At 67.0% G+C, this 11,851-nt stretch carries 8 protein-coding genes and 2 pseudogenes; 4 read left to right on the forward strand and 6 right to left on the reverse strand.

Going from position 1 to position 11,851, the window contains the following annotated elements; genetic code table 11:
- The 3 genes from AB0G02_RS18730 to AB0G02_RS18740 all read right to left on the reverse strand — a co-directional run.
- Nucleotides 1-686: hypothetical protein (locus AB0G02_RS18730; protein ID WP_360795727.1), on the reverse strand; the 686-nt coding region annotated here is incomplete at its 3' end.
- A 4-nt stretch (nt 687-690) separates the two neighbouring features.
- The gene (locus AB0G02_RS18735; protein ID WP_360795729.1) at nt 691-861 is read right to left on the reverse strand and encodes a hypothetical protein; all 171 of its coding nucleotides are present in this window, start codon (nt 859-861) and stop codon (nt 691-693) included.
- Nucleotides 862-1,320: 459 nt separating this feature from the next.
- The gene (locus tag AB0G02_RS18740) at nt 1,321-1,641 is read right to left on the reverse strand and encodes a hypothetical protein (RefSeq protein WP_360795732.1); all 321 of its coding nucleotides are present in this window, start codon (nt 1,639-1,641) and stop codon (nt 1,321-1,323) included.
- Nucleotides 1,642-2,354: 713 nt separating this feature from the next.
- On the opposite strand from AB0G02_RS18740, the gene AB0G02_RS18745 reads away from it, so the two are divergent.
- The 4 genes and pseudogenes from AB0G02_RS18745 to AB0G02_RS18760 all read left to right on the forward strand — a co-directional run bounded on the left by AB0G02_RS18745 (nt 2,355) and on the right by AB0G02_RS18760 (nt 9,691).
- On the forward strand, nt 2,355-3,656 hold the full coding sequence (locus AB0G02_RS18745) for a hypothetical protein (protein WP_360795735.1): 1,302 nt from the start codon (nt 2,355-2,357) through the stop codon (nt 3,654-3,656).
- 1,834 nt (nt 3,657-5,490) lie between these two features.
- Nucleotides 5,491-5,940 (forward strand): DUF2690 domain-containing protein, encoded by a 450-nt coding sequence (locus AB0G02_RS18750; protein WP_360795738.1) that lies wholly within the window; start codon nt 5,491-5,493, stop codon nt 5,938-5,940.
- Nucleotides 5,941-6,314: 374 nt separating this feature from the next.
- Nucleotides 6,315-6,479: pseudogene (locus tag AB0G02_RS18755) on the forward strand (IS5/IS1182 family transposase); the annotation flags it as partial.
- 236 nt (nt 6,480-6,715) lie between these two features.
- A complete protein-coding gene (locus tag AB0G02_RS18760; RefSeq protein ID WP_360795740.1) occupies nt 6,716-9,691 on the forward strand; it encodes a protein kinase in 2,976 nt (991 codons plus the stop codon).
- A 240-nt stretch (nt 9,692-9,931) separates the two neighbouring features.
- On the opposite strand, the gene AB0G02_RS18765 is transcribed toward AB0G02_RS18760, so the two are convergent.
- The 3 genes and pseudogenes from AB0G02_RS18765 to AB0G02_RS18775 all read right to left on the reverse strand — a co-directional run.
- Nucleotides 9,932-10,381, reverse strand: a complete 450-nt coding sequence (locus tag AB0G02_RS18765; protein WP_360795743.1) for a hypothetical protein — start codon at nt 10,379-10,381, stop codon at nt 9,932-9,934.
- A complete protein-coding gene (locus AB0G02_RS18770) occupies nt 10,374-11,594 on the reverse strand; it encodes an MFS transporter (protein WP_360795746.1) in 1,221 nt (406 codons plus the stop codon). Before AB0G02_RS18770 ends, AB0G02_RS18765 begins: the two co-directional genes overlap by 8 nt.
- A pseudogene (locus AB0G02_RS18775) lies at nt 11,594-11,851 on the reverse strand (phosphoribosylglycinamide synthetase); the annotation flags it as partial. The gene AB0G02_RS18770 and the pseudogene AB0G02_RS18775, both read right to left, overlap by 1 nt.

Consider the following 11,851-nt stretch of genomic DNA (forward strand, 5'->3'; position numbering starts at 1 on the left):
GACTGCAGTGCGTCGGCGTAGAACTCGATCCGTTCCCGCTTGAGGGCCAGCTCGTAGCGCTGCTTCATCGCGTCCAGCTGGTGCTGGTGTTCTGCTCGCTGTTTGTTCAGTTCGTGCTCGAAAATTTCGGTCTGGCGAACCTGGTCGAGCCGTTCCCGTTCGCGTGCGGCGAGCGTCCAGCTCGCGACGTGGGCGGCCGTGGTCGCATCGAGCGAGAGGGCTACGTCACAGTGGGTGACCACTATCGCGTCCGAGATGTGGAGCTGCCGCTCGTTGAACTCGAGGTTGATGCTCTTCTCCGCCTCAACACCGCTCTCGGGCTTGAAATTCCGGCTCAATTCCCGGAGGCGCCGTTCCAGGTGGTGGCGCACTTCGGGGCCAGGCGAATCAGCGTACAGGCGAACCGCTGCGATGGGATCTGTCACGCGCCAGGTGGCGCGAACTCGCGCAGAGAAGGTGAACGCTTCCTCTTGTGAAGGAAGTTCTACCGTGAACTCCTCATGGTGCGGAAACGAGTCCACGGTGTAGGCGTCGGCACCACCGGCCGGGTGAGTCGCTGGAGCCGAGTCGGCCATGGCGGAGAGCAAGCTACTGCCGGGTTGGCCGAGGGGGGCTCGCGCGAATGCGGGCGAGGAGTCCGCCATGGCCGACAGGAAGCGCTGCCAAAAAGAGTTGTTGTGGGTCATCCCTTCACCTTCCCTCCGGCGAGACAAGCGACTCCGCGTAGCCGGCGATCTTCTTCACCACGACCGGTGCGGCTGCGCCGATGCCGAACGCGACAAAATCGCTCGCTACGATCGCTGTGGTGGCAAGGGCTGCGGTGGTCGCCGTGGCGATGGCCAGGTGCAGCAGAGTGGCCACTGCATAAATGCCCCCACCGGGTCCTTTCGGACGAGTCCAAGGCCATGCCTTGACGCGCTGGGTGGCTTCGATGAATAATATTGCGCGATTGGCCGCAGCGCCGACCAACCCCCACATAGCGTATTGCCACATGGCGATAAGGTAGCGAATACCGGGAGCCGCGTCGATGTACCGAACTCGATCGGTACCAAGGTGCAATCGCCGTTGCGGTACTGGCCTGATCGTGGCGCCGCGACACCGGCGTGCTTGACGTCGACCGGGCTGACGGATGTGCCCGCGACAGGCAAGGGCGCTTCTTGCGCCTCCTGCCCGGGCGATCCGGACCCAGTGGTGGGTGATGCCGCTCCACCGGTACCTCTGCTTCACCGCCAGCGACGGCTTCTCAAGCGGCACGGGTCGACCGGAAACCCGCCCCACTCGCCTTCGCGCGGCGAGCGGGGCGGGCAGGACGCAGGGCGCTCAGAGGTCCCAGTTGCTGCACCAGGGAACTGTCGCCTGGCGGGTGACGGCACCGGCGCTGATCCACCCCTTCTTCCACTTCTCGGTGCCGTTGGCGTTGATCCAGGAGGTCACCTTGAACCAGCGGATACCGCCTCCATCCCGCCAACACCAGGTCTCGTCCCACTGATCGCCCACCGTGTACCCATAGACACCGCACTCACCAGGCGATATCCCGCATTCGCGCAGATTCCACCCGTCTTCGACGAAGCTCTTGTCGCCTGCGGCCGCGCTTGCCGCGCCCGGCGCGCCGAGACCGACCAAAAGGGCCGCGGCCACCACGGCCGTTAGCGCGCGTGATCGGGACCTGTGCCACTTCATGAGCAACCACCTACCGATTTCTGGTCGTAGTTTTACGAGGAGCGGACGTACCACCGCCCGGCCAGGTCCGGGATTGTCACCTGGGAACAGCGGTAGGCCACGTGGTCGTCGGGGCAACCGCTGCCCGTGACTCAGGTCGCCGTGACCGCAGGACCTTCGTCGTTGAGGACGTACGTGCTGGTCGCGCTCGCTGGACATGCTGCCACCGCGTCCACCGAGACCGGAATCGCGGCGAGTGTCGCAATCCCGACACCGGAGCGGTTGAGCACCACTTCGCGGTTCTGCGTGGCCTCTCGTTCTCAATCAGGATCACCGGCACTTACCGACATTCGGCTACTCGGCCTGGGAAGTATATTAGAGACGGCTGAAGGGCCGTCCCGTCGGTGTTGCACGCCACTTCATCCGTGCAACACCGCAGTAGTGCGGCTTCGGCTCACCGGATCGGTTCATTGCCGATCCGCGTCCCATGCCGGACGATTGCCCACGTGACGATCAGTCGGTTTCGCCGTCGGCGCGCCTGGCTCCTCCGCACGAACCGGATTCACGGCCCCATCTCCGAATTCAGGTCGGCGCGGCGCTTCGCGCGGGCTTTCCGGTTGGACGGTCGACGTGAATTGGCTCCCTCGCAGGTGGTCCGCTGGGAGAGCGGCCGATCATGGGCAGATGATCCGATCATGAGCCGGTACGAGGAGTTGTTGGGACTACCTCCCCTGCTGTTGACCGCGACGGGTGAGGCGGTTGGTCGTTTCCTCAACGGCGAGCGCGGCGAGATCAGCGTGACCAGCGAGGACGGTGCGCTGCACCGGCTGCTCGACCAGGCGCGATCGCCGGGATGCATGTCGGGGGAGGACTGGAGGACGTTGACCCGGCTGATCGCCGGGCGGCCCGGAATGGTGCTCCACCCGCCTGGACTGTGGCGAACGATCACCGATAATCTCATCAGCGAGCTCGTGGTCGCCGAGCACACTTCTTGGCTCTTCCGGCAAGAGGCGATGAGCAGGCTCCTCGAGCATCCGGTGAGTGCTCGGCACGCGTTCGCGGCATGTGTGGAGATGGCCGATGACCGAACCAACCCGGCGTGCGTCGAGCCGATCTCGTTGCTCGACGCGACGACCTTGCCCGAAGCCAGCCGTTACGTCATCCGGCAGTTGAACGACCCGGACGACTCCCAAGCGCTTCAGGGCGCTCTGCTCGCGGCCGTGGCGAAGGTTCGACGTGGGCACTTCGGAGCGGTCGACATGATGGAGCTGCCGCGGATCATCGGCACGGTGGCGGCGGCGAACGAAGACCACCCGGTGATCGCACCCCTCGGAGCAGAGCTCGACAAGTTGTTGCGAGCGCGGAGCGGCATCCTTTCCCGGAGTCACGCGGTGGTCGGCATGCGACTCGCGCTGGCGACTCGGGCGAACCTGGCGGTTGACGAGCCCGAACCCGACGAAGTCCTTGCGGAGCTGATCGCCGAGGCGATCTACGGCGGGAACCCGGACGAACGGCTCTACGCCACGGCATTGATCACCGCCACACCCTACCGGCTGCCACTCGCCAACGCCGTCGCGGAGTGGGTGAAGACGAGCGGTGTCCGAGAGGAACTGTCGGTCGAACGAGGTCTCCAGCTGCTCGGACGACTCCGCGTGGCGACCCACCGGTCGCTCGTCTCCGCGCTCCTCGCCGATCAAACTCTGTCGGCGCGCAACAGGCACGCGGCGGCCTGGTCCGCCGCGCACAGCAAGGGGCGCTTCACCGCAATGACGTGGCGTGCCATCGTTGGCCGGCAGATCGGCATTATGCGGCGCCGACCGTCCCCCCTGGACGAGCGAATCCTGTGCGGGCTGGTGTACAGCATCGGCACCGACTCCCACGCGTCTTTGCTGAGAGAACTGGGCCGTGATCGGGAGCTCACGCCAAAAGCGCAGCAACTGGCGCGGTGGTGGGCGGAGCGCCAAGGCCCTCTCGTGGACTCCGCTTCGCCCGCGTAGCGCGCCCACCTGTGTGCGCCGGTGTGGTTTGAGCGCCGTGGGTCGTTACCAGGCGGACTCGTTTCACATCGAGGAGGTTTCACGTCCTGCCAAGGGTCGGTCGTCCGCCAGGTCTCCAGCGACGATGACAGGCCGTCAACCAGGAGCGGCAGCTGTGGGGGTCATCGCCAGGCAGGCGACCATCTGGAAGTCGAGCAGACGCGAGCGGGCCGCAGTGCGCTGACCCAGGTTGGCAGCCGGGGGCGAGACCGTTCGCCGGATGTGCCGGTGGTGGAGCCGGGGCTTCGCCCGTCCAGATCCCACCACCGGCAGTGCGCCGTGACGCCGCAGGGAGCATCTCAGCCGAGTGACAGCCGTCCACGCCGATCACGAGCAGGTCAGCCTGTCGCGAGGCCCGCATCGCCGCCGACGGTCGCGTCGGCCACCGCCGGCACGAACTCCGACTCGCGCAGCCACACCGTCGTCGCCTCGATGGTGTCGGAGGTCAACGTCGCCTGTAAGGGCCCCGCGGCTCGCGGACGATCCGTGCACTCCGGCGAAGATCATCACTCCTCCGATCGCTCGCTTCCAGCGCCTGTCGCAGGAAAGGGCACACCGCTCCGACCAAGACCGTCGTCGCGCGGGAAGGCACGAGCGAACCACCGAGCCGACCGGAACCTCAGACCGTGCCCGTGGTCCTGTTGATGCGCAGCAACCACGCCAACCGCTGTCGAACCCGCCGAGTTGTCACATTAGCAGTCTGTGTGAGCGTGTCGAGCGCGGTAATGAATCGTTCGAGCCGTACTTCCGCGGTGTTGCACGACCGAGCCGCTGTGCAACACCACCACCGATAGCGAGCTTTTGTACCTAGTTTTCACCTTCTAGCAGATGGGAGGCACAACATGTCGGTGACGCTGACAATCGTGCTGGCACTCGTCGCGCCGATACGTGAGCTGGGGGTTCACCAGCGCAGGTGGTCCCTTTAACGTCCGCTCCTGCCCAACGACGCGTTGCGACGTCGTCGCAACGATGCCCGACGGTCGGGTTCCGCACCTGAACTGCCGGATCTAGGGCGAGATCAGCGTGTTCGGCACCACCGCAAGCGAAACCTGGAACCAGGTGCGCGCCTCCTCCGGTGTCACGGGCCATCTCACCCGACCTCGCCGTGGTCTGCACCGTGGCCCCCGTTCGATCCCCAGGTGCCGCGCTGCGGTGCAACACAGGGCGGGCCGGTGTACTTCCAACCCGGATCCCACTGGTTCGACCCGACGCGACCGCCGACTACACCGTTGCGCGCGACCAGTGGTCCGCAGGCAACTGCTCATCGGCCTACGACGGCGGCAACCCCTACGTCAGCAGCGACAGGCGTGTCACCACCCTCGCCGGCTGGAGCGTGGTCTGGCTCCGCCCGACTTTCCTGCTGCGCTCCAAATTCAGCGGCGCAGGTGCCAGCATCGACTCGATTGTCTTGTACGACCCTGGCTCCTACGCCGACCACTTCGAACAAGGCAGATGCGGCCCCAGGCGATGACAAGTCGGAGTTCCTGTGCGCCTGACTTGACGTTGACGTCACCGCCGACTGCTCGTCCTGTCAGGTCGGGTCACCAAGGACGCGCCAACGGCACAAGGACTGTATGCACACCAGGGAACCCAACAAACCTTGTTCCCCCCGGATCCGCAACACCCAGTGGGCACAGCAAGTACTCGCGTACGACTACGACGCATTGGGCCATACCGGGATATTGCCCACCTTCAACCGACGCTGTTCGTAGCGGCCCCTGGTCGATCTGCCCCCAGCAAGCTCGATGCCACGTTGAACGCCTCATGGTACTCGTAATCATCCTCAGGAGGACGCATGAAACGCATCGCAACAGTCGCACTGTCCGTGATCCTATTGATCGGCATGATCATCGTGACCCCCGCAGCGGCGGCCGGTTGTTACCAATCCGGTTGCAACGGCCAGGACCCTCAAGTCACGCGATGTGTCGACGACGCGCGCAACCTGGCCTCGTTCCGCTACACCGGCGGCAACCCCTACCTGCAGGGAGCGCTGCTCGAACTGCGCCAGTCACCTGCGTGCGATGCCGCGTGGGTCCGTGTCACCGACGGCGATTGCTTCGGCGAATGGCGACCGTGCGGTGCCGTGCTGGAGGTGCAAGGAGGCACCGCTCAGACCACGGAACCCAAACCCGGTCAGCGCTGGACTGCCATGTGGTCATTCCGTAATTACGTCCGCGGTTGCTTCACCAACCCCAATTACGTCACCGGCGGTTATGTCACGGATCAGTGTACTGCTTGGCGGTGATCGATTTCCGGCAAACGGGGCTCTTGAAGGTCACGACGAATGTCAGCATCGGGCATCGACGGCTCATGTTCGGTTCGTCAAGGCGCTGACATCTTCGTGAAGGCAGCAACGGTCGCCCAGCCGGTGGCTCTCCTGTCACCGGCTGGGCGGTCCCAAGCTGTGGGTACGCAGCCCCCGATGAGCCAGATGGCTCGGAAGAAGGGCGTAACGCCCAAATGTTACTCCGGCATCAACCGCCCGATTGTGAGGGGCTCGCAGTCGGCAGGGAGGACCCGCCGGGCGGTGTGCACCGGACACAAGCCGACCGGTGTCAACGTGGGTCCCCGACTCGGGAGAAATGATCTTCAGTTCTCCCCCCCTCAAAAACTCCGCGCGGACAGCAGGCGGTCGGCAGCTCCCGCGCCCGCATCCGCGCCCTGGGCGAACGCGCCGGTTCGATCCTCAGAACCTGGCGGTTACTGCGCAGGCTCCGCTGCTCCACCACCCGCATCACCGACCTGACCCGAGCCGTCCTCGCACTCCACCTCGCCGCCGGATGAGGTCGGAAAGGGCTCACTGTGGATGGATCTCGCTGGAATTCACCTGGCTGGAGAAGGTCGATGACCCCAGCGCGAGCCGATCGCCTCGGAGCGTTCAATGGCAGGTCAGACCTGGTCTACTCCGGTTTGCCGTGTAACCGATGCCCGGCGTGGCACGATCACTCTTCCTGTGACCGTGATAACGGACGAGGTGGGAAGTGGCTGAAGACGGATTAGTCCACCGCAGGTGGAAAGTCGTGGCGGTGATCGCGGTCGCGGTAATGGGCGTCACGGCCTTCGGGATCTTCCTCATCCAGCGGGGGTTGGAGCAGGCGGACCGGTTGTCCAGCGTGCTCGGCCTGTTCGTCAACCTGGCCGGGGTCGCGATCGCCGCGGCGGGGTTCCGCCAGGTGTGGCCCAGGCACGGCTACGACGTGGATGACCTGATCCAGCAGCTGGACGTCGAACGGTTGAAGGCGGGCGACCCGGAGAAGGTCGGCTCGTTCACGCTGATCGGACGGTTGGGCGAGGGCACGTCCGGAATCGTGTTCCTGGGGGTCACCCCGGGCGGTGAGTACGGCGCGGTCAAGGTGCTGAGGCCCGGGTTGACCGGCGATCAGCAGTTCCGGTCGCGTGTCGAGCGGGAAGTCCGCGACGTCGAGCGGATCACGCACACGCCCGGCCAGAACTTCTTCGCGCCGCTGCTGGATTCCGACACGGCGGCGGACCGGCCGTGGTTGGCGACCGCGTACCTGCCCGCCCTGTCCTTGGACGATGCGATCAGGATCGGCGGTCCGTGGAGCGCGCCCGCGCTCGGTTGGTTCGCGCACGGGCTGGCGAAAGCGTTGCGGGTCCTGACCGACATGGACATCGTGCACCGCGACCTCAAGCCGGCCAACGTACTGCTGGACGACAGCGGTCCCCGGCTGATCGACCTCGGCATCGCCAAGACCGGCTCCGACGCCAGCCTGACCCGTGTCGGCGATGTGCTCGGCACCATGCCGTTCATGGCACCCGAGCAGTTGGACGGCACGGTGACCTCCGCGACGGACGTGTTCGCGCTCGGCGCGCTGCTCGTCTTCGCCGCCAACGGCAAGCAGCCGCGCACCTCGACCGCCATCTCCGAGATGCTCGTCAAGATCAAGAACGCTGATGTCGAGCTGGGCGTGCTCGCCGACGGCACGCACCCGTTGGCGTCGTTGGTGCGGCGGTGCCTCAACCCCGACCCCGAACTCCGCCCCAGCATCGATGACATCCTCACCGAGTGCGCCCCCTACGCTGCGGCGAGCGGCCGTGACCTGCTGCCGGCAAAGCTGTCGGAACAGGCCAGGGCACGAGAGCAGGCGTTCGCCGCCGCACCCGGCGCCGACGACGCCGTGCTGCCCGCGCGGCGTGGACCGCTCACGTTGCGCCGTGCGATCGCCGCGGCGGCCGTGGTGGCGATCATCGGGGCGCTGGTACCGGTCGTGCTGTCATTCGCCGCCGGTGGCGACGAGCCGGGCGAGGAACCGGCAGTGCCACCGCTCGCCTCCTGCAGCGGCCCACAGCAGGAGACGTTGATCGTCGCGACTTCGCAGGACAAGTACAAGGTCCTGGTCGACGTGGCCAAGGACTACGGAGTGAAGTCCGCCGACGGCCGCTGTGTCGGCGTGCAGGTCGTCAACGTCAACTCCGGCGACGCGATGCGCGCCCTCAACCGCGGGTGGACCGACGGTGACGGTGTGAAGCCCGACGTGTGGAGCCCATCGTCCAGCACGTGGCTGACACAGGCCCGCTACGGGGCGTCGGACAAGGCGGGGGCGGTGCTGCCGGAAAAGGCGCGGGGCTCGATCGTGCAGACGGTCCTCGTGATCGCCATGCCCGAGCCCGTGGCCCGACTCCACCCGGAGGTGTCGTGGAAGTCCCTGGAGGAACTCGCGGCGACCCCGGCCTTCAAGCTGGGCAAGACCAACCCGTACTACTCGATCTCCGGCCTGTCCGCCACGTACGCGACCTTCTACGCCCTGGCGAACAGCGATGGCAAGCTGACCCCGCAGGGCCTCGCGAGCAAGGACGTGCAGGACAGGGCCGAACGCATCGAGCGCGCGATCGCGCACTACGGCAAGACCACGCTGGACTTCCTGAAGAACCTGCGCGCCGCTGACGACCTGGACAAGGTCGAGTCGTACATGTCCGCGTTGACCGTGGACGAGAGTTCGATGATCGCTTACAACATGGGGTACGAGAAGGGCACTCCCGACGAGGACGAGCCCGGCGAAGGCAAGTCCGAGAAGCACCTCGTCGAGCCGCAGACCAAGCTGATCGCCCGTTACCCCACGGAAGGCACGGTCGTCATCGACCACCCGTGGATCGACCTCGCGTGGAGCGACACGTCCGAGGCCAAGCGCCGGGCGGCGACGGACTTCTACGGGTACCTGCACACCGATGCCGTCCAGACCCGGTTCCAGGAGGTCGGCTTCCGCAACTTCCGCGGCGAACCGGGTCCGTTCGCGGACCCCGACCACGGCATCACCACCTCCGCGGCACCCCGGCAGTTGCCCGAGCCGGCACCGGAGACCGTACGGGCTGTGCTCGACACCTGGTCGAAGGTCCGCAAACCGGCGAGGGTCCGCCTTCTGGTGGACGTGTCACCCTCGATGGTCACGGAGGACTTCAACGGCAACGCGCCCGAGACCGCCAAGTGCGAGTCGTGGCTCAAGGCGCTCAGCCCGGAGACCGAGAAGTGCCCGACGAAGTTGCAGTTGGTGAAGAAGTTGCGAACGGACATCGTCACGCCGTTCGGAGAACGCGAGGAGGTCGGTCTGTACGCGTTCGACAGCCAGATGCACGAGGTGTTGCCGATGCAGAAGATGACTGAAGACGCCAAGTCGACGCTGGCGGAGGCGATCCTCCACCTGGAGAACGAGGGCTCAGGTACTGCGTTGCACCAGTCCCTGTCCGACGCGGTCGTAGCCGCGGACAAGAACGCCGGGGGCTCGTCGGACTACATCAACGTCGTGGTCGTCCTGTCGGACGGTATAGACACCGCCAACGGCAAGGATCTGAAAGGGCTGGTTGAAGACTTGAAGGCGCATCCGGACGTGCGAGTGTTCGCGATCGACTACTCGTCCAGCATGGCCCAGCGCGACGACCTCGCTCAGATAGCCGGTGAATCACACGGCCTGTACTACCAGGCGAACGACTCGGACAAGATCGTGAGCGACCTGGTGTCCGCCATCGTCTCCGGCTTCTGAAGCCGAACCGGCCTCCCGGCCCACGCGAGACGACTCATGTCCACGCCACGATCACCACTCTGAACGGCGGATTCCGCTCGTGGCCTGAGTCCGCCGGACCGCTGCCGGGGGGCGCCAGGGGAGCGAGCCCGGTGGACGCGCCGCGACCGCCTTCGAGGGTGACCACCGCGCGGTGGCGCCGCCGGACGCGACACCGCCCCCGCCCTGGGACCAGGACGGGGGCGGTGCGGTCGCACAGGGTCAGGCCTGGCGGCTGATGTCCATGTACCAGTTGGTCTCCCACGTCCGTCCGTCGTCGGCCGACATGGCCTGCTCCCACCGCGCCGAGTCACCGGTGATGCGGTGCCACAGGAAGCGGATGCGCACGGGCGTGCCGTCCTGCACCTCGTCGCCGTGGAACGTGCCGATGCCATCGGCGAAGGAGCCGAACAGCGGCGGGAAGAACACCCCCGAGTCGCTGCTCGCCCAGTTCAACGACCAGCGGCCGGTGGCGGCGTCGAACAGCCGCACGGTCAGGCCGGACGTGCCGTCGGGGAACGTGATCTCGTCCACGTTCCCCGCGCCGCCGAAGATCGGCCGCACGTCCGAGGTGGAGGTGAACTCCTCCCAGTCGTCGCTGCCCGCCAACCGCCGGCGCAGCCTGCGGTTGTGGATCGACCAGCGGCCGGTGAGGAAGTCGAAGTCACCCACCGCCCTGCACCTCCGCGCGGTCCCGGGTGGCCACGTACCCGGCGACCGCCGCCGCCAGCCCGAACACCGCCAGCACCGGCCACGCGCCGTGACCCAGCTGGAGGAACAGGAAACCGCCGAGGACCGGGCCGACGGCCGCGCCCAGCCCGTAGACGAACTGGAAGCTGCCGATGTAGCGGCCCTTGAGGTGCGCGGGACCGGCCATGCCGGGGTAGGCGAACACCACGGGGCCGCCGATGATCTCGCCGAGCGTCCAGACCAGCGTGCCCGCGACGATCACCGCCGGGCCCAGCGGCAGCGCGTACACCGCGACGCCGATGCCGACCAGCGCGTAGGCGACGCCGACGACCAGCTTGGGCCGCATGTGCTGCGTCTTCTTGGTGACCACCAGCTCGAACAGGATGACCGCGCCGCCGTTCAGCGCGACCGCCAGCGTGTACCAGAAGATCGGCACGCCGGAGGCCTGGACGTCCAGCGGCAGCGTCGACAGGTACTGCACGTAGACCACGGCGTTGAAGAACGTCGCCGCCAGGTACACCAGGTAGCGGCGGTCGCGCAGCACGTCGGTGTAGCTGCCGGCGGGCGCCTCGGCGGCGGCTTCGCCCTTCTCTCCCGTCCTCGCGGGCAGCACGCGGAACGCCACCAGGGCGTACGCCGCCGCGACGATCGCCTCGCCCCAGAACAGCAGCGTGTAGTCGTCACCGCCGAGCTGGTAGAGGCCGAAGCCGATCAGCGGCGCGGCGGTCGTGCCCAGGTTCAGGCCGAACCGGTACATGGCGAACACCATGACCTGCCGGTCGTCGGGCGTGAGCTCGGAGAGCAGGGTGGCCGACGCGGGCCGGTAGATCTGGGAGACCGCGCCGAGCAGGGCCACCGCCGCGATGAGCAGGGCGTAGTCGGGCAGGTAGAGCAGCGCGGCGGTGAGCAGCGCCGCGCCGCCCAGGCTGAGCACGGTGGAGTTGCGCGCGCCCAGCCGGTCGGCCAGCGCGCCGCCGACGAGCACGCCGATGACGCTGCCGACGCCGTAGACGCCCAGGGCCGTGGCCGCCTGGCCGGCCGAGTAGCCCTGGGAGGTCAGGAACAGCACCAGGAAGATGTTGAGGAACCCACCGACCTTGTTGACGAAGACGCCGGCGAGCACGGCCTTCACCGCCGGCGGCGACTGGACGAACGTCTGCCAGATGCCCTGGTCGGTGCTTTTCGCGGTGGTCATCAGGCGCTCTTCACATCCAGCGCGGCCTCGGCCGCGTCGAGTCGGGTGGCGACCTCGTCACGCGAGTCACCGGTGGCGATGGCGAAGGCGATGCGGCCCCAGACCGTGCCCTTGGGCGGCGGCGAGACGACGGTGCCGGGCTGCGCGACCGTGACGACGCTGTCGATGCCCTCGGGCAGCCGGGCGGGGTCGAACGCCAGGGAGCCGAGCGTGGTGTCCTCTTCCTCGACGTAGAAGAAGCGGATGCCCGCGACGCG

The sequence above is a fragment of the Actinosynnema sp. NPDC023658 genome (assembly GCF_040639995.1).
Lineage (GTDB): Bacteria > Actinomycetota > Actinomycetes > Mycobacteriales > Pseudonocardiaceae > Actinosynnema.

Coding starts and splice junctions, on each gene's coding strand:
- AB0G02_RS18745 (WP_360795735.1), top strand. CDS start 2,355: ATGAGCCGGTACGAGGAGTTGTTGGGACTACCTCCCCTGCTGTTGACC.
- AB0G02_RS18750 (WP_360795738.1), top strand. CDS start 5,491: ATGAAACGCATCGCAACAGTCGCACTGTCCGTGATCCTATTGATCGGC.
- AB0G02_RS18770 (WP_360795746.1), bottom strand. CDS start 11,594: ATGACCACCGCGAAAAGCACCGACCAGGGCATCTGGCAGACGTTCGTC.